The following is a 22,151-nucleotide window of genomic DNA, read 5'->3' on the forward strand; positions in this document are numbered from 1 at the left end:
CATGGCCGGAGTCAGAGCGTCCGGGGGCCTTTTGCCGGGAGTCCGGAGGGGCAGCTTCCTGATCGGAACGGCGCACCTCCGCGCCGCCGACGTCGCGCAGGCCGCCGCTGATCCGTCAGTGGAAGTCGTCCTGAGTGCGGAAGCAACGGAGCTCATGGGGCTGTCCCGCGACGTGGTCCAGGCTGCCATCGATTCCGGCCACAGGGTCTATGGGCTCAATACGCTGCTGGGATCGGGCCGGGACACGGCTGTGGAGGAGGAGTCCATCCTTGCCTACCAGGTTCAGGTGGTCCGCTACCACCACAGCGGCGTGGGGGCGCTGCTCGCGCCGGATGAAGTGCGCGCCGTCATGCTCGCGAGGCTCGTCGGTTTCACCCGCGGCGGCTCGGGCGTCCGCCCCGAAATAGCCAGATTCTATGCCGAACTGCTCAACCGGGGAGTGGTTCCTGCCGTTCCACGCGACGGTTCCGTGGGCTCCTCTGACCTGACGCAGCTGGCCGCGGTGGCCGCCGTCGCCATCGGCGAGGGGCAGGCGCTGGCCCCCGACGGCAGTCTGGTGGCCGGTGCCGCTGCGCTCGCCGAGGCCGGCCTTGAGCCGCTGGTCCTGGCCCCTGGCGAGGCACTGGCGCTGGTCAGCGCCAACTCCTACTCAATCGGCGCCGGCGCGCTCGAGCTCGGCCGGCTCCTGCGGTTTGCCGACCTCGCGGATACCGCTCTGGCCCTGTCGCTGGAGGCAACCGCAAGGTACGACGGCGGCGGGAACCTCAGCCCGTTTTCGCCGGCCGTGCAGTCGGCCAAGGCGGTGGACGGCCAAAGAATCTCGGCCGCCAATGTCCGGCGGCTGGTGCGCGGCGGCTGGCTGGAGGACCCACGGCGTGAAGCCTCGGTGCAGGATGCCTTGTCCTTCCGTGCCGCGCCGCAGACGCACGGAGCCTTCCGCGCCCAGATCACCGCCCTTGCCGATGCGCTCGAGGTGGAGCTCAACGGCCGGGGCGACAACCCGCTGACGGATGTGGTCGCCGGCCGGATGGTTTCCGGCGGGAACTTCCAGCCGATGCAGCTGGCGCTGGCCTTCGAAGCCCTGCGCCTGGGACTGGCGCACGTGGGCATCAGCAGTGAACGGCGGATCGCCAAGCTCTACCCGCCGCAGCGGCTCATCCGGCAGCTGAACCTGGCGGCGGCCCGCAGCGGCACGGCCCTGGCGTCCGAGGAACTGCCGGGCCTGCTCTGGTATTCGGCCGCGGGGATGGCGGCCGAACTGAAGTTCCTCGCGGCGCCTGCAACACTGGGCGCCCCCACGCTGTCCGCCGATGTGGAGGACCACTCGACGCTGGCCCCGCTGGCGCTCCAGCAGCTGGAGCGCTCGGTGGAGGTCGCCGGCAGACTCCTCACGATCGAGGCGCTGACGGCCGCCTATCTGCTGGCGGAAGCGCAGTCAGCGCACACCCGCGGGAGCGAGTCCGCGGATGAGGTGCGGCCGCTCGGCAAGGGGACCGGCGTCGTCGTCGTCCTTTTATCAAAGCTGCTGGCCGAGCAGCTGCCGGCGGCAGCCCTAGTGGAGCGGGGACGGGACGAACTGGGGGAACTGCTGGCGGTGCTCCCGGAGCTGCGACTCCCGCCGCCGGGTGACGTGGACGGGTCGGGAGGAGAAACATGAGCACCATGACAGGCAGGCACGAGCCGCCACGGCATGCGGCGCCAGTCGTGGATCTGGGGGCAGACGCCGGGTCCGTGCTGGCGAAGGTGGGCAACACGCCGCTGGTGCCCCTGCCCGTGCTGAGCCGGGGCCTTGGCAGCACGGTTTTCGCCAAGCTGGAATCGGAGAACCCGGGCGGGTCCATCAAGGACCGGACGGCCCTGAGCATGGTCCGCGCGGCCGAGCGCAGCGGCGAGCTGCAGCCCGGCGGCACGATTGTGGAGAGCACGTCAGGGAACACCGGGATCGGGCTGGCCCTGATCGGAGCCCTCACCGGGCATCCAGTGGTGGTGGTGACAGGCGAGTCCATCTCCACGGAAAAACTTGAGGCGCTGCGGCGCTATGGTGCACAGGTCCTGTTCACGGACTGGAGCGCCCCGTCGGATTCGCCGGCAAATGCGAGGGCGGTTGCTGCCCGCATCACCGCCGAAACCCCGGGCGCGTGGCGGCCGCTGCAGTTCGACAATCCAGCCAACCCGCGGGCGCACTACGACGGGACGGCCCCGGAAATCTGGGAGCAGACGGCTGGAAGGATCACGCACTTCGTGGCGGGGGTCGGCACCGGGGGCACCATCACGGGGAACGGCCGGTACCTGAAAGAGAAGTCCGCCGGCCACGTGGAGGTGATCGGCGCCGATCCGTACGGCTCGGTCTACAGCGGCGGTCACCCCGGACAGATCCTGGTGGACGGCGTGGGCAACTCCTGGCCCAGGCCCGACTGGCCGAAGGTCTTTGACCGCGGCCTCCTGGACCGGTTTCTCCGGATCCCGAACGACGAGGTGTACACCACGCTGCACCGGCTGCTCAATGAGGAGGGCCTGTCCCTGGGACCGTCCTCGGGGCTGACCGTGGCCGCAGCACTCCGCGTGGCGCGGGCGGCGCCGCGCGGGTCAGTGGTGGTGGCGATAGCTCCGGACACCGGCAGCAATTACCTGAGCAAGGCCTTTAATCCTGTGTGGCTGGCGGACAACCACATCCATCTGGCCGCGGACCTGGCAGAGGAGTAGTTCCCCGGCCCGCATCTGCTTGCATCAGGAAGCGGGGCCCTTTGTCAGGAAGCGGGGCCGCTCGCGGCGGACTCGCGTTCAGACTCTGTCCAGGCGTTCCAGTCCAGCGGGTGCACCGACGGCCGGCCCAGGAGATAACCCTGCGCCGCAACGATGCCGAGCTCGGTGACCGCAGCGAGTTCGGCCAGGGTTTCGACGCCCTGTACCGCGAAGGCGGCACCGATGTGACTGGCGAGTTCGGCCATGGCGGCGACTCGGGTCCGCTGTCCCTCCGAGCGATCGATGTCCGCGATGAACCCGCGGTCCAGCTTGATGATATCGGGGTGGAGTTCCAGGACCTGGTCCATGGAGGTGAATCCGGCGCCGGCGCCGTCCACGGCAATCTGCAGTCCGCGGCGGCGGAGCGGTGCCAGGGCTGCGGTCAGCGACTGGTACTGGTCTCGGGGGACTGCGCCGTTCAGCTCGATGACGATCCGGTCGAGGGCCAGCTGGGAATGCTCCAGCAAACCCTGGATCCGGGGATCCATGCACGTGGCCGGCGTGAGGTTCAGCGCGATGAAGAGGTGCGCGGGGACCGTCTGAGCTGCGGTGAGTGCCCGGAGCAGGGCGGCGATTTCGAGATCGGTACCAAGACCAACGGATTCTGCCTCGGTGAACCAGTGGTCGGCGCTGGCGCCGTCATCGCTGACGAACCGGGTGAGGGCCTCGACGCCGATCACGTTCCCGGCCGGAAGGCTGCGGATCGGCTGGAAGGCCGTCATGAGCATCTTGTCGCCAAGGACGGCTTCGATCCGGTTCCTGCTGCGCCGCGTGAATGGAACCGGGACAGGCTCGGCTGCCCGGATTGGCACAACTTCGGCCCCTTCATCCTCGCTGTTGGTGATCGCTGTGGTCGCAGTGAGGTGCTGGAGGAGCGCACGTTCGGGGTGATCGGGATGCGCCGCCACCAGCTCGCGGAGTTTGCTGCGGGTCCAGTCGCTCTCAGGATCGGACTCCGCCAGCAGGACGTCGATAATTTCCTGGGCCTGCCAGCGCACAGTTATTTCACCCACGTCACCTGGCAAGGCTGCCTGGGCCCCCCGGCCCTCGGTGGGTAGTGAGTTTGTCAATGAAGGAAGGGAGGTTTCATCCCTGGACATCGGCTATTCCTTTATGGATACTCGCTCCGGCTGAGCCCGGAACCGGGCCCTGCTCCGCTGCATCCCTGCGGGATGTGGCGGGCGGGCCGTTCTAGAAGCGTACAACGGCTGTGAGCGACTTGTCTGCTTTATTCAGTACCCACATTTCACGTGCAACTTTACGCGCATCAGGGCAGCGGCCTTGGGCGGAGGTCCTTCGCGGCCGGGCCTTGGATGACGGCGCCGTCGATGGCGAACCGGGAACCGTGGCAGGGGCAGTCCCAGCTCACGTCCTCCGCGTTGAACCCGACGGTGCAGCCGAGGTGGGTGCAGACAGCCGAGACGGCCTGAACCCTCCCCGCGGGGTCGGTATAGACAGCTGTCAGCTCTCCGTCCAGGTCAACCACCGTTCCTGCTCCGGGCGCAGGGATTGCGAGGTAGGGCTGGACAGCCGGCCCGGGAGCCGCACTGTCCGGCGGGGCGTCCTCCGCCCGGGATTGTGCCGCCGCCGTCATGGGCGTGGGCCGGCTGCTGTCAAACATCGCCGCCCAGGGGTTGTGCCGGCCGCAGAGGGCGTCCGTGAGGATGAGCGCAGCGGCGGTGCCGTTGGTCAGGCCCCATTTGCGCAGCCCGGTGATCACGTGGACGTGCTTGGCGTCGGGGAACAGGGGGCCGACGTAAGGCAACCCGTCCACGGGCATGGCGTCCTGGGTGGACCAGCGGTAGGCGGCCTCGCCGGCTCCGAGGCGCTCGCGGGAGAAGGACGCCAGCCGGGCATACCGCGGGGCGGAGTCGCCGCCGTCGGACACCCGGTGCCCCTCACCTCCGGTGAGCACGTAACTGGCGCCATCGACGTCGACGGTCAGGATGGAGCGCATCGGCTCGTCAACGCTGATGAAGGTGGCATCCAGGGTTGGCCCGCCGGCGCGGCTGGCGACGATGTAGGAGCGGTGCGGGTAACACCGCGCATCGAAGGATCCCCGGTCCCCGAACGGCACATTCGTGGCCACGATGACGTCCCTTGCCCGGACGGAACCTTGCTCGGTGTCCACCACGGCCGGCCCGCCGTCCCGGAGGCCCACGGCCCGGGTCTCCTCGAACACGAAGCTGCCGTCGCCGTCGACCGCGTCGGCGAGGCCCTGAAGGTACTTGAGTGCGTGGAGCTGCGCCTGGCCGTCGAAGCGGACGGCGCCCCGTACTGGAAAGGGCAAGGGAACATCGGTGGTGAAGGAAGACGGCAGGCCGAGCCCGGCAGCGAGGTCGGCTTCTGTCCTGACCAGGTCCAGGGCCGCCTGCGATTCTGCGTAGGTGTAGTTGGCCACGCGCCGGAAGCCGCAGTCGATGCGTTCCTCCGACACTGTGCGGGCTATGTGCTCGAGCGCGGCCTGGTTGGCCTGCCCGTAGGTGCGCGCGGTGGCGTTACCGTGGCTTTCAGCGAGTTCGGAGTACACGAGCCGGTGCAGCGACGTGACTTTGCCGGTGGTGTGGCCCGTGACTCCGGTGCCCACCCGCGCCGCCTCGATGACCGCGACGGTCTGGCCGGCACGCTTGAGGGCCAACGCCGCCGTCAGCCCAGCCACGCCGCCGCCGATCACCGCAACATCGACCTCGACGTCGGCAACCAGCTGCGGATAGCCGGTGGTTCCGGCGGTCGCCACCCAGAGGGACACCGGCTTGCCTTCGGTCCGCTCAGTCACGGCCCCACCTTTCCTCGGGCGGGGCCTGCCGGCGAGGACCGCTCACGTGTATGACATGTCCGGCTCATTGCCGCTGTCGTCCTGCACCCAGGTGGTGAAGTCCGCCAGCGACATGAAGCAGTAGTAATCGCAGTACCGCAGGTTCTTTTTCTCCGCCTTGCTCATGACAGCTATTCGTCACCCGCGGCTGCAAGGATGGCGGCCGGCTACCAACACGGCCAATGGCAACCAGGGTTATCCAGTCCATGTGAGCTCCTCCTGTGCCAGACCATACCTGTAACGCGTCCGGGAAGGAACGGGCTCGAAGCTACGCGTTGGCGGGACGCGCGCGGCGGATCGGGAACATCGTCTGCGGGGGCCCGGCGGCACCCAGGAACTTCAGGATCAGGGCGTTGACTGCGTCCGGCTGTTCGAGGGGAAGCGCGTGCGATGCGCCCGGTATGACCCCCAGTTGGCCCTCAGGCAGCGCTTCGTAGAGGGCGACGGTATGGGACAGTGAGACGAGGTCGTCGTCGCCGGACAGCACGAGCGCCGGACTGCTGATCTGCGCGACGTCGGCAGCCGTGAGCGTCGGCTCTGCAGCGAACATCGCAAAACTCTTGTTGACGACCTCAGCCAGGTGCCCCGCTCCGTCAGGGGAGCGTTCGATGTAGGCCTTGCCCAGTTCCTGCGCCATCGGCGAATCGGGATCCATCTCCACGGGAACCATGCCGTCGTAGTGGAAGTTCGCCCCGATGACCACGAGCTTCCGCACCAGATCGGGCCGCTGCAAGGCGACGAGCAGGGCGATGATCCCGCCGTCGCTCCACCCCACCAGGTGGGCCGAGCCCTCCACGACATTTTCCAGCACACCGATGGTTTCGGCCGCCATGCCGGCGTAGTGGAAGTCGGCGTCGGTGTCGGCCGTGTATCCGTGGCCGCGGCGGTCGAAGGCGACAACGCGGAAGCTTTCGGAAAGGCCCGGCCCGATGCTGTTGAGCAGCTCGTCGCTGTTGCTGAGGCCCCCGTGCAGCAGCAGGAGCGGTGTGCCTGACCCGCCTTGGTCCTCGACCCATGTCGGGTGCCCGTTGATTTCCACTGTGCTGGCCATGGTTCGCTATTTTCCTCCAGGCCGGCCAGCACCACAACCGCCGGCGGGCGTTTACTCGATCCCGGCGAACAGCTCGTTGAGCTCGGCGGTCAGCTGCTTCCGCAGTGCCGGCGTGCCGATCTCTTTGCCGTCGATGTGGTTCACCGGCGCCAGCAGCCTGATGCTGGAAATCAGCCAGACGGCGTCAGCGTCAAACAGGTCCTGGGGCTCCAGCGGGCCGTAGCCCAGCTCCCAGCCGGCCGCCTTGGCGGCCGCGAACAGCGCCCCCTGGGAGGTACCGGCGAGGATGCCGCTGTCCAGCTGCGGTGTGATGAGCCGCTTGGCCGTTTCGCCGTCGTCGGACGTTTCGACGTGCGCCAGCAGAACGGTCGACGTCGGGCCCTCCAGCACACGGCCGTCTGACGATGTGAAGATGACGTCGTCGGCGCCCTGCTTGTGGGCGTGGCGCAGGGCGGCCATATTCACGGCGTAGGAGAGCGTCTTGGCGCCGAGCAGCAGCCACGGGGCGCGTTCGGCGACGTCACTGTCGTAGCCCCGGTCCAACAGGATGACGTCGATGCCCGCCTCGCGCTGCCGGCGTCCGGCGGCGGCCACAGCCGACACCTGGACCCAGCAGGTGGGGGCGGAGGCGCCCTCCGCTCCGCGCGTTACCAGGAGCTTGACCACGGCCTCGTCCTCCTCGGGCGACGCCGCGGGGTTGTCGGAACGGAACGCCGCGACGCCCGTCTCGATGGCCCGCCGCCAGGTCTCCTGGCCGGGGATTTCAAGGTCCAGGGCCCGTGCAGAGCCGCCCAGGCGGTCCAGATGCGCCTGGATCTTGCGGGTCCGGCCTGCCACGGCGAGCATGGACTCGAAAACGCCGTCGCCGCGCGTGGCTCCTTGGTCGGTGGCCATCAGCTGCGGCTGCGCGGGGTCGGCAATCCGGCCGTATTCATAGTCCGGGTCGAGGAATACCAGCACGGTGGCGGAGGCAGGAGAAGTCATGCCTCAAGCTTAGTGCGGGCCGTCCCCGATAGGCTGTGCTGGACCGTCCCTTCCGGAATGCCTCCGAGGGCAAGACATACTGGAGGTTTCACCTGTGTTGTGGCCATTTCCGCTTGCCGGAACCTTGCCGTCCTGGTTGATCCTGCTGCTGGGCACCGCCGACTTCATCATCCGCGTGCTCGCCGTAGGCATCATCCCCGGCAACCGCCGGCCCACCACCGCCATGGCGTGGCTGCTGGGCATTTTCTTCGTGCCGGCCGTGGGCCTGATCCTTTTCCTGCTCTTTGGCAACTTCCGGCTGTCCCGGCGCCGAGTGGAGCAGCAGCAGCTGGTCAGCGAAAGGGTGCGGGCACGCACCTCGGTGCTGTCCGACGTCGGAAGCGACTACTCTGGGCCCGAGTGGGTGCAGTCCGCCGCCGAACTGAACCGCCGGCTGGGCTCGATTCCCATGGTGGACGGCAACTCGGTGGAGCTGATTCCCGGCTACCCGGACTCCATCAGGGCCATGACCGAGGACGTCCGGAAAGCCAAAAGGTTCATCAACGCCGAGTTCTACATCATGAGCACAGACCACGTGACGGATGACCTGCTCACTGCGCTGGAAGAGGCGGCCGACCGCGGCGTCGAAGTCCGCGTGCTCTTTGACCACATCGGCACCCTTCGGGTCAGGGGCTACCGCAAGCTCCTCAAGCGCCTCAGGGCCAGCCGGATCCAGTGGCGGCGGATGCTCCCGCTGCTGCCCATCCACGGCCAGTGGCGCCGGCCGGACCTGCGGAACCACCGCAAGATCATGGTGATTGACGGCGAAGTGGCGTTCACCGGATCGCAGAACCTGATCGAGCCGTCCTACAACAACCCCAAGCACCGCAAGGTGGGGCGTGAATGGGTGGAACTGATGGCCCGGCTGCGCGGCCCCATCGTGCCCACTCTCAACGTCGTCTTCGCCACCGACTGGCTCAGCGAGACGGACGAGTCGCTGGAAGCCCAGCTGCAGGCCCAGCTGGAGCTTCCCGCCGAGACCTCACCCGGCACCGTCACGGCGCAGGTGGTTCCCAGCGGCCCCGGGTTCAGCACGGAAAACAATCTCCGGCTGTTCAACACGCTCATCTACTCGGCCCAGCACCGGATCTCCATCTGCAGCCCGTACTTTGTGCCGGACGACTCACTCCTTTATGCGATCACCACCGCGTCGCAGCGTGGCGTCGACGTCGAACTCTTTGTCTCCGAAAAGGGCGACCAGTTCCTGGTCCACCACGCTCAGCAGTCGTACTACAAGGCGCTGCTCGAGGCGGGCGTGAGGATCTACCTCTACAAGGCGCCCTTCGTGCTGCATGCCAAGCACTTCACCATCGACGACGAAGTGGCCGTCCTCGGCTCCAGCAACATGGACATGCGATCCTTCTCGCTGAACATGGAGGTGTCGGTGATGTTGCTCGGGACGGAGATCGTGAACAGCATGCGTGCGGTGGAGGACACGTACCGTGACATCTCGCACGAACTCAATCTCGAGGATTGGATGCGCCGGCCCCTGGCCGCGAGGTACGTGGACAACGTGGCCAGGCTAACGGCAACAGTTCAGTAGATAGCCCGGGGGATCAGCCGGGGAAGTGGGAGCCCAGCGCGGAAAGCACGCCGAACGCCTTGGTGCGAATCTCCTCGTATTCCTCCTGCGCTGCTGAATCCGCCGTGATGGCGCCGCCGACGCCGAGACTGAGTTTCGCCGTCGGCTCCCCTGCAGTGCGGGCCAGGCCGGCAGCGGTCCCGCCGGCAGCCTGGGCGCCAGCTTCGCCGTCTGCCTGGATCACCAGCGTCCGGATGGCGACCGCCAGGTCCGTGGCCCCGTTGAGTGAAAAGTACCCGATCGCGCCGGAGTAGACGCCCCGCGGAGCTTCCTCGAGCCGGTCCAGGATGGCCATGGTGCTGATCTTCGGCGCCCCGGTCATCGAGCCGGCCGGGAAGCACGCAGCCACGGCTTCAGCCCGGGGCGATCCCGGAAGGAGCTGGGCGTCGATGGTGCTCACGAGCTGGTGGACCGTGGCGTAGCTTTCGATCTCGCACAGCCGGCTGACGGTCACTGAACCCGGCACCGCGAAGTGGCTGAGATCGTTCCGGAGCAGGTCGACGATCATGATGTTTTCGGCACGGTCCTTCAGCGAGCTCTCCAGATCGTGCCGCAGCGCCGCGTCTTGCTCGGGATCGGCAGCCCGGCGGCGGGTGCCCTTAATCGGTTCGGCGCGCATGCCGCCGTCGGACGCTATCCGCAGGAAACGCTCCGGGGACGTGCTCGCCACCGTCAGCCCGCTGAACCGCAGGTAGCTCGCGAACGGTGCCGGGTTCCTCTTGCGCAACGCAAGGTATGTGGGCCAGGGGTCGAGCGCAATTGCGGGCACCTCGGCGGTGAGGGCCGTGGTGAGGCATACCTCGTACGAATTCCCCTCCGAGATCTCATGCTGGGCGTCGGCGATCTTGCGCTTGTAGGCGTCCTCGGTGTCGCGGCTGGTAAACGTTGGGGCAGGAAACCGCCCGACGACGCTACTGGGGGAGCCGGCGCTGGTGGGGGTGCCGGCCGCAGCGGCCACCGAGGCGCGGGCATTGGCGAGCCAGACTGCTGCGTCGGGGGCATCGAGCGCGAGCAGCCAGGCGGCGCCCTCGGCGTGGTCAAGGACCACGGCCCGCCCGGCGAAAATCAACGCCGCGTCCGGGGTATCTGCCGGGACGTCGGAGCCGCCGGTTTCACGCTTGAGTTCGTAGCCCAGGCAGCCAAGCCAGCCCAGGGTGAAATCACAGGGATAGCCCTCGGGGCCGCGGACCGCTTTCCGGCCCCACACGGTCTCCAGCCACCGGAAGAACTGGCCGGGCACTTCGGCGGTGGCAGACCCTGCGGTGATCCGGTTGGTCCCCGAAGTGTGCCGTGCCGACTGCCCGAACGTGCCGCCGTCGTCCGCCAGAATGCTGAACCGGCTGCGCTCCGCGGCGGGCGTCCTGACGCTCAGCCAGTCTTCTGGGGTGGGCGGGACCAGCGAGGAATCGAGCCAGACGGCATTCGCAGATGTCCCGTACATGGACTGGAAGAGGGCCGCCGCGTCCGGCCTGGCCTCGATGCGCTCGGCCAGGAGCCGGAGACCCCGGCGCGCCGAGAGTTCGGGGACCAGCGCGGTGGCGAGGGCCGGAAGGTAGGTGAGCGCCTGCAGGACGTCTGCCGGGGCGGTGTCGTCGGCCAGGTTGAGGACCCGGATGTCTGCGTGGTCCCGCACGTTGTCCGAGGCGAGGAGCTCCGATTCCTGTGCGGCCCACTGTTCCCAGTACGGCTCGTACGTTTGGCCGTCGCGTTCCAGGGCGCGGGTGCGGCGTTCGTGGTCCGGCGAATCAGCCCAGATGACTGCGTCCAGCAGGGGCCTGGCCGCCGCCGCGGCAGCCCCCACCCCCTCCACGATGACAATCTCGGCGGGCAGCGTGACCCGGGCATCGCCGTCGTAATGCCTTTCCCAGTCCCAACTGACCCACGTTGCCGGTTCTCCCCGCCGCAGCGGCGACAGCACGGTGGTGACGTAGCGTTCAACGCCCGCGGCGAGCCCGTTCCAGCCGGGGTAGATGTCCTCAAGATGGAACAGCGCGACTTTGTGGTGGTTCCGCAGCCGTGCCGCGAGTTCAATGGCCAGCGTGGTTTTGCCTGCGCCCGACCGCCCATCAATGGCGATGATCACAGGTGCGGGGGTCATGAAATAGAGCGTACCTGCTGGCTGTTCTGAACCTCGAGTAGGGCCTGTTCTTCTGCGATCGCCGCACGGACAAACTGCACGATGCCGGGCACGGCCGCCTGGACCTGGTCCCACACCGACTCAAAGTCGCTGTGATCCCCGTACCAGGGGTCTTCGATGCCTTGGTCCAGGGGGTCCTTCGATTCGAGGGCGGGATCAAAACTGCGCAGCATTCGGATTTTCTCCCCGGTCTCCCGGTCGGGGGCCGAGGCCCGGAGCCAGCCATAGTGGTCCACGTCCAGGGCCAGGATCAGGTCTCGTTCCGTGTACCACTCGGGGCGCCATTCCCGGGCGATGTGCCGGTCGGAGATGAGATTGTGGGCCCTCAGTTTCCTCGCGGCCCGGGGGTCGATGGGGCGTCCTGCCTCATAGGCGGTGGTTCCGGCGGAGTCCACGACGGCAGCATCGGCGAGCCCTGCCGCTGCGAAGGCCTCCGCCAGCATCAGCTCCGCCATCGGGGACCGGCAGATGTTGCCAGTGCACACCGCGATGATCCGGTAGGGGCTCGACGTTGAGGGCATGCTGCTAAGCATGGGGGATGCCGGCGGCACTTGGCTAGTAAGCAGCCTTATTGTTCAAAACATTTCGTTTAGTGGATCAGCGCCAAAAGGATGCCCACGGCCACGAACAGGACGCCGAAAACCCTGTTCAGGACCTTCTGCCCGTGGGCGTTGTGCGTGAAACGCTGGAACGACTTCGCGGCCGCCGCGAAGAAGAACCACATCACCAGGATGTCGATCGCCACCACGGTGGCAGTGAGGACCATGTACTGCGCCAACAGCGGCCGTTCGGGGAGAATGAACTGAGGCATGAACGCGAGGAAGAACACGATGGCCTTGGGGTTGAGCAGGTTGACCCAGAGGCCGCGGCGGAACATGGACCAGGCTGGCTCGTTCCGAAGTGCGGCCGCCTTCTCCTGGTCAAGGTCCGGCTTGTGCAGGAACTGGCGGATGCCCAGGTAGACCAGGTAGGCGGCGCCGGCGTAGCGGATGACGTTGAAGGCAACGGGCGATCCTGCCACCAGGACTCCGACGCCGAGCGCCACGATGACCACATGAACGATCAGGGCCGCCTGCTGGCCGAGGATTCCCCAGATGGAGCGCCGGAACCCGGAATTTAGCGAGTTGCTCATGGTGTTGATGGCGCCTGCGCCAGGAGTGAAGCTGATGAGGACGCCGGCACCCGCGAGGGCCAGCCAGAGGGAGAATTGCACCAACCAATCTTAGTGCGGGATTCCGGGCGCGGAAAAAACCTAGGCCCGCGCGATGACCTCGCCGTTGGGGATGAGGAACCAGCCGTCGTCCGTGGAGCCCCAGCGGTGCCAGCCGGCGGAGATGCGGGTCAGGTCTGCTTCCTGGGCGAAGCCGTATTCGAGGGCCTGCTCAGCGAAGGCCGAGTGCAGCACCCGTTCCCCCCAGACGCGGGCCTGCCAGCGGCGCTGCTGCCCGGTGGCGTAGAGCCAGTTGCTGCTGGTGGGCGCCACATCCGTAAAGCCGGCGGCCTGCGCCCAGGAGACCAGGCGGCGTCCGGCGTCGGGTTCGGCCCCGTTTCGCCGCGCGATCCGCTGGTACAGCTCCATCCATTCGTCCAGTTCGGGGATGGCCGGGTACCAGCTCATGCCGTGGAAGTCGGCGTCGCGGACCGCCACGATGCCGCCCGGCTTGGCCACCCTCCTCATTTCCCGCAGCGCCCCCACGGGATCGGTCAGATGCTGCAGCACCTGGTGCGCGTGGACTACATCGAATGTGTCGTCCTCGAAGTCGAGGTCGTAGATGTTGCCGGCCACGAAGTCGACGTTCGCAACACCCCGGTCTGCCGCCAGCTCGCGGGCGTGGGTGATCACGTCCTGGGAACGGTCCAGTCCCGTAACGGTTCCGGGGGCCACCAGTCCGGCGAAGTCGCACGTGATGCTTCCCGGCCCGCAGCCCACGTCCAGCACGGTGACTCCGGGGGTGAGGTACGGGATCACGAAGGCCGCGGAATTCTCGGCCGTCCGGGAGGCGTGGGCGCGGATCACTGACTCATGGTGGCCGTGCGTGTACACGTCGTGCGGCTGCTGCTCACTCATAGGGAAACGCTACTCCTTTTCCGAGGCTTCCCGGCCGGCGCGGACGGTGGCATTGATCATCGAGTTCAAGAACCGTGTCACGGTCACCAGCTCTTCTGCGCTGAACTCTGCCATCGCCGAGCCCATCTGCCGCGCCAGCGGGAGGAACATGGCGCTGCCGTCCCGGTAGGCCTTGTCCGTCATCCGCAGCTGGACCTGCCGGCGGTCCTGGCCCTGGCGCTCGCGGACCAGATGCCCTGAACCGCACAGCCTGTCGATCAGGGCGGTGGTGGCCGGCGAGCTCAGGTTGAGTTCTTTCCGCAGGGTGCCCGGGGTGACCACCTGGTCCGCGGCTGAATGCCGCATGATGACGGCCAGCGCATTGAGGTCGGTGCGGTGCATGTCGTTGCGGCCTCCGGCAGCATCCACATACCGGTTGGCCTCCAAGGTGAATTCCTGGAGCAGCCGCACCAGGGGGGGTGCGCCGGGCAGGCCCGAGTGCTCAGGCAAGCCCGAGTGGTCAGACTGGCCGGGCAGACCGGCGGGATTTGAGGCCGCTGGATCTTCGGTCACGTTGGCCTCCCTCTCCGGTTTCATGCCTTCCGGAGTTTACTCCAGCGGTGCCGTTATCCTGGCCGGCAATCCTTCCGGCTATGTATCTCCATCGTAGAGATAGTCTATGATGGATCTATTCTACTCCGCCGGATTCCGTTGGTCCCCGTTCCCGAAGAAGGACCCCATGAAGCAGCCATCCCACAGGAAGCCCCGCGCCCCGTTCTGGCTGCGCTGGCTCATTCCCGTTTTCCTCGTCTCCGCATGGCTCGCCGTCGCCGGCGTAGGCGGGCCGACTTTTGGCCGGCTGGATGAGGTCTCGTCAAATGACCAGGCATCGTTCCTGCCGGCCGGAGCGGAAGCCACTAAGGCCCAGGGCTGGCAGGAAAAGTTCCGGGATTCGCGCGAGATTCCCGCCGTCGTGGTCATCGAAAGCGACGCCGCCTTCACCCCGGCCCAGCTGGGCGAGGCGGCTGAGCTCAAAGGCAAGCTGGAGGCGCTCAAAGCGGGCAGCGCCGTGATTGGCCCAATCCCGTCCAGCGACCAGAAAGCGGTCCAGCTCGTGGTGCCCATCCCGTCCGCCGGCGAGGTGAAGGACGTGGTCCAAGAGCTGCGGAACGAGGTCATAGCCGGGGCCCCGGCCGGCATGCGGACCTTCATCACGGGGCCCGCCGGACTGACAGCGGACCTGGCCGGCGCCTTCGCCGGCATCGACGGCATCCTGCTGCTTGTGGCACTGGGGGCGGTATTTGCAATTCTCCTGATCGTCTACCGGTCGCTGCTGCTTCCGCTTGCCGTGCTGCTCACATCGGTCTTTGCGTTGTGCGCCGCCATCCTGCTGGTGTTCGGCATGGCGAAGCTCGGCTGGATCCAACTCAACGGCCAGAGCCAGGGCATTCTGTCCATCCTGGTGATTGGAGCCGCCACGGACTATGCGCTGCTTTACGTGGCAAGGTTCCGCGAGGCGCTGACCCACACGACCAACCGGACCGCCGCGGTCCTCACCGCCTGGAGGGCCTCGTTCGAACCGATCTTTGCGTCCGGAGCCACGGTGATCATCGCCCTGCTGTGCCTGCTGTTCTCCGACCTCAATTCCAACAAGGCCCTCGGCCCGGTCGCCGCCGCCGGCATCCTCTGCGCGCTCGTGGCCGCACTGACCCTGCTGCCGGCGCTGCTGGCTCTGCTCGGCCGCACCGCGTTCTGGCCCTTCCGCCCCAGGTTGATGCCGGAAGGGGAGCGCGAGCCAGTCCTGGTGACCGGGCTCGAAGGCCAGAAGGGGCTGTGGCGCGCCACTGGATCGCTGGTGTCCCGGCGTCCGCGGACGGTCTGGGTGGCTTCGGTCCTGTTGCTGCTGGCCGCGTCGGCAGGTCTGCTGCAGCTCAAAGCCAATGGCGTCCCTCAGACCGACGTTATTCTCAGCGCCTCCAATGCCGTCGACGGGCAGGACGCCCTGGCCCGCCACTTCGATGCCGGGAGCGGCAGCCCGGCCGTGATCGTGGCAGCTGAGGCCAAAGCCGGCAGAGTGCTGGAGACTGTGAAAGCGTCCGACGGCGTGGGGAACGCCTACCTCCTGGCTGACGGCACTGTGCCGATCACCGGAGCGCCGGGATCGCCGTCCGTACCGGCCGTCCGCGGCGGGAAAGTGTTGCTCAACGCCACCCTGGACTTCGCGGCAGACTCGACCGACGCTGAGAAGGCCGTGCTGAAACTGCGTGAAAGCGTCGGGGCCGTGGACCCGGGAGCTTTGGTTGGGGGCGTAACGGCCACGGCCCTGGACACCAACACCACCGCACAGCGGGACCTCGTCACCATCATCCCCGTGGTGCTCGGCGTCATTCTGGTCATCCTGATGCTCCTGCTCCGCTCCGTCCTGGCGCCCGTCCTGCTGGTGGCCTCGGTGGTCCTTTCGTATGCGGCGGCCATGGGAGTCTCGGCCCTGGTGTTCAACAACATCCTCGGGTTCCCCGGAGCCGACGCCACGGTGCCGCTGTTCGGCTTCGTGTTCCTTGTGGCACTCGGCGTGGACTACAACATCTTCCTCATGAGCCGGGTCCGCGAGGAGTCGCTGAAACACGGCACCAATGCCGGTATTCTGCGCGGGCTGGGCGTGACCGGCGGGGTGATCACCTCCGCGGGCGTGGTGCTCGCGGCGACGTTCGCCGCCCTGGGAGTCATCCCGATCATGTTCCTGGTGCAGCTCGCGTTCATCGTGGCGTTCGGGGTGCTGCTGGACACGGTGCTGGTCCGCTCCCTGCTGGTCCCCGCCCTGGCTTACGACCTCGGCAGGCGGATCTGGTGGCCCGGCAGGCTGGGCCGCCCGGAGCCGGCTTCCGTGGGCGAGCTTCCGGACGGGGCCGGGACCCGGGAGGCCGGTACCCGAGAAGCCGGAACCCGAGAAGCCGGCGTCCGTTAGGCCCAGGCCGGTTTGGTCAAGCCGGCAGGCCGGCGTGACCAAACGCCGGCAGGGCGTCAGCGGGGCGTGGGCGCAGTGGAGTTCTCCGCGCGCCACCACTCCACAGTTGCCTTGGCCGCGGCCGCCAGGGGAGTGGGGCGAAGGTCCAGGGCTGCCTCGCTGGCCCCGGAATCCATCACGAACGGTCGCTGGAACTGGTAGAGCGTCTCGCCGAGCTCCCGGATGTCGGCGGAAAACAGGCCTACGGTACGCAGCACCCAGCCCGGCAGGGCGCCGACCTTTGGCCGCGGCATTCCGGCGGCCTCAGCGAACGCGGCGGCAAGCTCCCGCTGCGTCAGGGCCGGATTGGTGGGGGCATGCAGCACACGGTTCCACAACACGGGATTCTGCGCTGCCTTGATCATGGCCGCCGCGAGATCGGGGACGTACGTGAACGAATGCGGCTGGTCCGCGCTGCCCACCACGCGGAGCCTGCGGCCCGAAAGGATTGCGGGCACCATCCGCTCACCAGCGTGGGACATCCGCACTCTGGGTCCGAAAAAGTCGCCGGCAACCACACTGACCGTGCCGGTTGCGCTCGCCTGCCGTGCCTCGAGCAGCGCCGTCCGCACTCCGCGCTTGCCGCCGCTTGCTGCGCGCGGGCTGTCCTCAACCATGACGCGGTCAGGCTCGGTGTACGAGTAGAGACTTTCGGGAAAGACGACGACGGCGCCCGCCTCGCCGGCGGCTGCCAGGAGAGCCTGTTCGGCCATGGGAAGTTCCTGCTCCCAGGCCCTGGCACTGTACGCGGAACCGTGAATGCAGTGGAAGGCCGCTGTGGCACCGCGCATGGACTGCGCCACCAAAGCCCGGTCCGAGACATCCACGGACAGCCTTTCCACCAGCGGATGTTCGGGGCCACTGGCGGACCGTGTCAGCACGCGGACCCTTTTGCCCTGGGCTGCCAGCTGTTCGGCAACCGTCCACCCCACAGGACCTGCTCCAGTCACCGCAAAGAGTTCTTCTGACATGGCTCCAGGCCTTTCGTGGCAACACAATTCGATTGGAAGAGAAGTAGCAGTCCCAATATTTCAGACTGCGCCTGCAGAAAGCGATCATCTCTTCCTCCCTCAGCCTTGGAGAGCGCCCCGGCTCGACCTGCTGGGCCGCAGCGAAGCGACGCCGGCGCGCTCGGTACGCCGAGCGTTCCAACGATGTAACCTCAGGAGGAGAGGCGGGCATTTGTTTGGCGGGAAGGATGACATGGCGATCACCATGCGCGACGTGGCTCAGGTGGCGTCCGTGTCAATCAAGACGGTGTCAAATGTGATCAACGATCACCCAAACATCAAGCCGGAGACGCGCAGGCGAGTTCTCTTGGCGATCGAGAACCTGGGCTACCAGCCCAATCTCTCTGCGCGCGGACTCCGTTCTGGCCGGACCGGCGTGATTAGCCTCATCATTCCTGACCTGAAGAACGCATATTTTGCTGAGCTGGCAGACGCGGTGATGACAGCGGCCTCCAAGAGGGGCCAGGCGGTGATCATCGAGCAAAGCGGTGGGGAGCGGGACCGCGAACTCGAAATCCTCCATGGCCCGCGCATGAGGATGGTCGATGGCGTCCTGTATAGCGTGCTCGGCCTCGGCCAGGAGGACGTGGGCCTTATAGATATCCCGACCCCGATTGTCCTGCTCGGTGAACGTATCTTTAACGGGCCTGCAGACCACGTCACCATGCAGAACGTCGAGGCGTCCGAGGCAGCCACCGGGCATCTCCTTGAACTCGGACGCAGCCGGCCTCTTGCCTTTGGAGCCCACCGCAACGAAGTGATCGGTTCAGCCGGGCTGCGTCTCGAGGGCTACCGCCGGGCCCTGAAACGAGCGGGACTGCCCTACCGAGAGGAGCTCGTTGTCGACGTCCAGACCTGGCATCGGTCCGACGGTGCCCACGCGATGCGGCAGGTATTAGCGTCCGGTGTCACCTTCGACGGCGTGGTGGCATTCAACGACTCCATCGCCCTGGGAGCGATGAGCGTGCTGCAATACGCTGGCCTGAAGGTCCCCGACGATGTAGCCATCATCGGCTTCGACGACATCGACGAGACACGCTACTCCCTGCCAACGCTGTCAACCGTGGACCCCGGACGCCCCCAAATTGCCGAGACGGCCGTGCGCATGCTGCTTGAGCGGATAAACGGCGAAGCTGCGGACATTGCTCCGCGGGAGTTTGAGGCTTCGTTCAGAATTGTCCCCCGTGGATCCACGGGGGAGTCCGGGGCCTCTTTCCCCGAAAGTTAAGTCTTGACTTGTAAGCCGCATCACACCAATATGGATTTACAACGATTACATACATCGATGTAAAAGCTGGCGGAGCCTGCTCCAGGTCTTACCCAAGCCCTTCCCGGGCAGTCCAACGTCCCCGCTGGACAGGCAAGCGTGGAGCCTTCCGCTTCAGACGATGAAGTCCAGAACCTGCAGCACCGAAGGGACCCCTACGTGAACAAGAAAACAGTCGCGGCAGCATTGTCGACGGTCGCCCTGGCGGCGAGCCTCTCCGCCTGCAGCTCCGGTGAGGCCGCTACCGAAAGCGCCAGCACCACCAGTTGCACCAACAAGATTGTCCACGCGGATGCTCCTAAGGTCTCCGTCTGGGCGTGGTATCCGAACATGGCCAAGGTGGTCGACAATTTCAACAACTCCCACACGGATGTGCAGGTCTGCTGGACTGTCGCCGGGCAAGGAGCCCCGGAGTATGCGAAATTCCAGACCGCCATCCAAGCCGGCAAGGGTGCACCCGATGTGATCATGCTCGAAGCCGACCAGCTAACAGGCTTCGAGCTGCAGAATGCATTGGTGGACCTCAGCCCGTACGGCGCAGCTGATGTGAAGAAGAACTTCAGCGACGGCTCCTGGAAGGACGTCTCGCAAGGAGGCTCTGTTTACGCCATCCCCGTCGACGGCGGCCCGATGGCAATGATTTACCGCAAGGACGTGCTCGACAAGTACGGCATCAAGCCGCCGACCACCTGGGCTGAGTACGAGACGGCGGCCCAGAAGGTCAAGGACGCCGGCGGGCCAGCCTTCGGTGACCTGGGGAGCAACGTGCCGGCCGCCCTGACCGCGCTCATGGCCCAAAAGGGCGCGGTTCCGTTCACGTACGACTTGGCGGATCAAAAGAAGATTTCAATCCAGCTGGATAGCCAGCCGGCGAAGGACGTGCTGAACTACTGGGCCGGGCTCGTCAAGAAAGGCCTTGTGGGGACGCAGGACCAGTTCACCACCGACTACATTTCAGGCATGGTCGGCGGCAAATACGCGACGTATGTTTCCGCCGCGTGGGCACCGGGATATCTGACCGGCTCGGGCGTGGGTAAAGGAAAAGAGAAGGGCACGTTCGCCGTGGCAGCCCTTCCGCAATGGGATGCCAGCAACCCCGTTTCTGTGAACTGGGGAGGATCAACTTTTGCGGTCACTTCACAAGCAGGAGACAAGAAGCTGGCTGCCGAAGTGGCCAAAGGCCTCTATGCCGACGACGCGTCGCTCACAGATGGCTGGAAGACCCAGACCATCTTTCCCCTGAACCAGAACGTGCTGAGGTCGGCTGCGTTCATCAACAACCGCGTCGATTTCTTTAGCGGCCAGACGGCCAACAAGGACATCTATATTCCAGCCGAGAACTCCTACAAGGGCTTCAGCTACAGCCCGTTCACCGTCTACTACTACGCGCAACTGCAGGCCGAGACGGTCAAGATCAATTCAGGCAAAGTCACCGGAGACGAGGCGGCCAGCGAGCTGCAGAACACCATGGTGAACTACGCGAAGAGCCAGGGATTCACAGTCAACTAGCAGCCGGGCCTGCTCCGGGGACCTGATGGTTGGCGGAGCAGGCCGGATCGACCGATAGAAAGACGCAGGACAGATCATGGCAGTTCACGGGTCAACGGTGACACCCTTGCCGCAAGATTCTCCACAGGAACTACCGGCTCGCCCGGAGCAGGTGGACAGCAAACGGGCTCCCCGTATCCAGACGGTGATGGCACGGAGGGCGCGGAAGGGGTGGCTCTTCATTGCCCCCTTCGGGTTAGTTTTCGTCGCGTTCCTCCTCGCCCCCCTGGCCTACGCCCTTTACCTGAGCCTGTTTACCAAGGGCCTGGCAACCGGTACGCGATTTAGCGGGCTGGAGAACTATTTTCACGCCTTCTCGGATCCGCAATTCCTGAAGGGCGTAGGGTTCGTAGTCCGTTTTTCCTTAGTTCTGATACCGGTGCAAATGGCCGTCTCGCTGGCCGCGGCCCTCGTCCTGGACCACCTCACGACACGACTGGCCAAGTTCTCCCGGCTGATGATCTTCCTGCCGTATGCGGTGCCGGCCGTCATAGGCGCGCTCATGTGGGGGTTCCTCTACAGTCCCTCGTTCGGACCGATGCAGCAAGTGTTCTCCCTTTTTCACGCTTCAGCACCGTTCCTTCTCAGCCAGGACAACGTCTTCTACGGACTGCTGAACGTGGTTACCTGGCAGTGGGCCGGGTACTACATGATTATCGTGTACGCGGCCCTGCAGGGAATCGACCCTTCCCTGTATGAGGCGGCCAAGATAGACGGTGCTTCCACCTGGCAGGTGGCCTTCCGGATCAAAGTGCCCATGGTGTCATCTGCGCTCGTGCTGATTCTTATTTTTGCTCTGATCGGAACCCTCCAGTTCTTCTCCGAGCCGCAGATCCTCGGCCCGGTCGCCAACGGGAGTATCACGCCGGACTTCACGCCCAACATCTATGCATTCAACCTGGCCTTCGGCTACGCCCAGTTCAACTACGCGTCTGCCATTTCCTTTTCCCTCGGCATCATCGTCTTTATCGCCGTGTATGCCTTCATGTTCGCCACCCGTAAAAAAGGGAGCACCCTCTCATGACTGCAGTCACGACCAGCGTCCCCGCCCTGGCCCGGCGACCCAAGCCGCGCCGAAACGTGGTGGCCCATGTGTTTCTGGGAGTTTTGGTTCTGTATTTCCTGGTCCCTATCTGGTGGCTCTTCGTGGCGAGCACGAAGGACACGGAGGGTCTTTTTGCCGGCTCCTCCGGCGCCATGTGGTTCGACAAGAACTTCAACCTGGTGGCCAACCTTCAGGACCTTTTCACGTACAACGGCGGAGAGTACCTGCGATGGCTGGGCAATTCACTGCTATATGCCGTTAGCGGCGGGCTGGGGGCCACCGCGATCTCAGTACTGGCGGGCTACGGCTTCGCGAAGTATAGGTTTCCGGGACGAAACTTGACCTTCTCGTTGCTGCTGGGCGCGGTCATGGTCCCGATGACTGCCCTGGTTATCCCCACCTTTATCCTGCTGTCCAACCTCAAGCTGACGGACACGGTATGGGCCGTCATCCTGCCATCGCTGCTGAGCCCTTTCGGCGTTTACCTCATGCGCGTTTACACCGCCGAGGCCGTGCCGGACGAGCTGCTGGACGCGGCCCGGGTGGATGGTGCCGGCGAGCTCCGCACCTTCTTTCAGGTGGCTCTCCCCCTGCTGCGCCCCGCTCTTGTGACAGTTCTCCTGCTTTCCATAGTTGGGACGTGGAATAACTACTTCCTGCCCCTGGCCATGCTGTCCACTGAAAAGCTCTACCCGATCACAGTTGGCATTGGGCTCTGGGAGCAACTGGCTTCGTCCAATAACGGCGGCGGTCATTCCCTCTGGAGCCTCATCATCGTCGGCTCCTTCGTCTCCATCATCCCTCTCGTCGTCGCCTTCCTGACCCTGCAAAAGTACTGGCAAGGCGGCTTGTCCCTCGGCAGCCTCAAATAGAACGTCGT

The 22,151-nt window shown here is 66.0% G+C and carries 19 protein-coding genes; 8 read left to right on the forward strand and 11 right to left on the reverse strand.

What is annotated here, in order from left to right; translation table 11 throughout:
- Position 1: 1 nt before the first annotated feature.
- Positions 2-1,657: an aromatic amino acid ammonia-lyase gene (locus LQ144_RS13410; protein ID WP_230119201.1), complete on the forward strand. Its 1,656-nt coding sequence runs from the start codon at positions 2-4 to the stop codon at positions 1,655-1,657.
- Positions 1,654-2,703, forward strand: coding sequence for a cysteine synthase family protein (locus LQ144_RS13415; RefSeq protein ID WP_230119202.1), 1,050 nt, complete (start codon positions 1,654-1,656; stop codon positions 2,701-2,703). The genes LQ144_RS13410 and LQ144_RS13415 overlap by 4 nt, the downstream gene beginning before the upstream one ends.
- Before the next feature lie 44 nt (positions 2,704-2,747).
- Here LQ144_RS13415 and LQ144_RS13420 read toward each other — a convergent pair whose 3' ends face one another.
- From LQ144_RS13420 to LQ144_RS13435, 5 genes are all read right to left on the reverse strand, one after another.
- Complete coding sequence (locus LQ144_RS13420) at positions 2,748-3,755, reverse strand: EAL domain-containing protein (protein ID WP_230119203.1); 1,008 nt, start codon at positions 3,753-3,755, stop codon at positions 2,748-2,750.
- Positions 3,756-4,009: 254 nt separating this feature from the next.
- Positions 4,010-5,518, reverse strand: coding sequence for an FAD-dependent oxidoreductase (locus LQ144_RS13425; protein ID WP_230119204.1), 1,509 nt, complete (start codon positions 5,516-5,518; stop codon positions 4,010-4,012).
- Positions 5,519-5,560: 42 nt separating this feature from the next.
- Positions 5,561-5,683 (reverse strand): hypothetical protein, encoded by a 123-nt coding sequence (locus tag LQ144_RS22990; protein WP_290369768.1) that lies wholly within the window; start codon positions 5,681-5,683, stop codon positions 5,561-5,563.
- A 142-nt stretch (positions 5,684-5,825) separates the two neighbouring features.
- The gene (locus LQ144_RS13430) at positions 5,826-6,608 is read right to left on the reverse strand and encodes an alpha/beta hydrolase (protein WP_230119205.1); all 783 of its coding nucleotides are present in this window, start codon (positions 6,606-6,608) and stop codon (positions 5,826-5,828) included.
- 51 nt (positions 6,609-6,659) lie between these two features.
- Positions 6,660-7,592: an aminodeoxychorismate lyase gene (locus LQ144_RS13435; RefSeq protein WP_230119206.1), complete on the reverse strand. Its 933-nt coding sequence runs from the start codon at positions 7,590-7,592 to the stop codon at positions 6,660-6,662.
- A 94-nt stretch (positions 7,593-7,686) separates the two neighbouring features.
- On the opposite strand from LQ144_RS13435, the gene cls reads away from it, so the two are divergent.
- Positions 7,687-9,174, forward strand: coding sequence for a cardiolipin synthase (cls, locus tag LQ144_RS13440; protein ID WP_230119207.1), 1,488 nt, complete (start codon positions 7,687-7,689; stop codon positions 9,172-9,174).
- Between the two features lie 13 nt (positions 9,175-9,187).
- On the opposite strand, the gene LQ144_RS13445 is transcribed toward cls, so the two are convergent.
- The 5 genes from LQ144_RS13445 to LQ144_RS13465 all read right to left on the reverse strand — a co-directional run bounded on the left by LQ144_RS13445 (position 9,188) and on the right by LQ144_RS13465 (position 13,907).
- Complete coding sequence (locus LQ144_RS13445) at positions 9,188-11,311, reverse strand: chorismate-binding protein (RefSeq protein ID WP_230119208.1); 2,124 nt, start codon at positions 11,309-11,311, stop codon at positions 9,188-9,190.
- Positions 11,308-11,871 carry a low molecular weight protein-tyrosine-phosphatase gene (locus LQ144_RS13450; RefSeq protein ID WP_230119209.1) on the reverse strand — a complete coding sequence of 188 codons (564 nt, stop codon included), beginning with the start codon at positions 11,869-11,871 and terminating at the stop codon, positions 11,308-11,310. Before LQ144_RS13450 ends, LQ144_RS13445 begins: the two co-directional genes overlap by 4 nt.
- A 68-nt stretch (positions 11,872-11,939) precedes the next feature.
- On the reverse strand, positions 11,940-12,563 hold the full coding sequence (locus LQ144_RS13455; protein WP_230119210.1) for a LysE family transporter: 624 nt from the start codon (positions 12,561-12,563) through the stop codon (positions 11,940-11,942).
- Positions 12,564-12,602: 39 nt separating this feature from the next.
- Complete coding sequence (locus LQ144_RS13460; protein WP_230119211.1) at positions 12,603-13,418, reverse strand: class I SAM-dependent methyltransferase; 816 nt, start codon at positions 13,416-13,418, stop codon at positions 12,603-12,605.
- 9 nt (positions 13,419-13,427) lie between these two features.
- A complete protein-coding gene (locus tag LQ144_RS13465; protein ID WP_230119224.1) occupies positions 13,428-13,907 on the reverse strand; it encodes a MarR family transcriptional regulator in 480 nt (159 codons plus the stop codon).
- Positions 13,908-14,136: 229 nt separating this feature from the next.
- Between LQ144_RS13465 and LQ144_RS13470 the strand changes: the two genes are divergently transcribed.
- Positions 14,137-16,362: an MMPL family transporter gene (locus LQ144_RS13470; protein WP_230119225.1), complete on the forward strand. Its 2,226-nt coding sequence runs from the start codon at positions 14,137-14,139 to the stop codon at positions 16,360-16,362.
- Positions 16,363-16,418: 56 nt separating this feature from the next.
- On the opposite strand, the gene LQ144_RS13475 is transcribed toward LQ144_RS13470, so the two are convergent.
- Positions 16,419-17,372 carry an NAD-dependent epimerase/dehydratase family protein gene (locus LQ144_RS13475; protein WP_230119212.1) on the reverse strand — a complete coding sequence of 318 codons (954 nt, stop codon included), beginning with the start codon at positions 17,370-17,372 and terminating at the stop codon, positions 16,419-16,421.
- A gap of 232 nt (positions 17,373-17,604) precedes the next feature.
- Between LQ144_RS13475 and LQ144_RS13480 the strand changes: the two genes are divergently transcribed.
- The 4 genes from LQ144_RS13480 (at position 17,605) to LQ144_RS13495 (ending at position 22,143) form a co-directional block, all read left to right on the forward strand.
- Positions 17,605-18,639, forward strand: a complete 1,035-nt coding sequence (locus LQ144_RS13480; RefSeq protein ID WP_230119213.1) for a LacI family DNA-binding transcriptional regulator — start codon at positions 17,605-17,607, stop codon at positions 18,637-18,639.
- Positions 18,640-18,837: 198 nt separating this feature from the next.
- Positions 18,838-20,187 carry an extracellular solute-binding protein gene (locus LQ144_RS13485; RefSeq protein ID WP_230119214.1) on the forward strand — a complete coding sequence of 450 codons (1,350 nt, stop codon included), beginning with the start codon at positions 18,838-18,840 and terminating at the stop codon, positions 20,185-20,187.
- A 76-nt stretch (positions 20,188-20,263) separates the two neighbouring features.
- Complete coding sequence (locus tag LQ144_RS13490; protein WP_230119215.1) at positions 20,264-21,250, forward strand: sugar ABC transporter permease; 987 nt, start codon at positions 20,264-20,266, stop codon at positions 21,248-21,250.
- Positions 21,247-22,143 (forward strand): carbohydrate ABC transporter permease, encoded by an 897-nt coding sequence (locus LQ144_RS13495; RefSeq protein ID WP_230119216.1) that lies wholly within the window; start codon positions 21,247-21,249, stop codon positions 22,141-22,143. The genes LQ144_RS13490 and LQ144_RS13495 overlap by 4 nt, the downstream gene beginning before the upstream one ends.
- Positions 22,144-22,151 lie beyond the last annotated feature (8 nt).

It is taken from the genome of Arthrobacter sp. Bi83 (genome assembly GCF_918698095.1).
Lineage (GTDB): Bacteria > Actinomycetota > Actinomycetes > Actinomycetales > Micrococcaceae > Arthrobacter.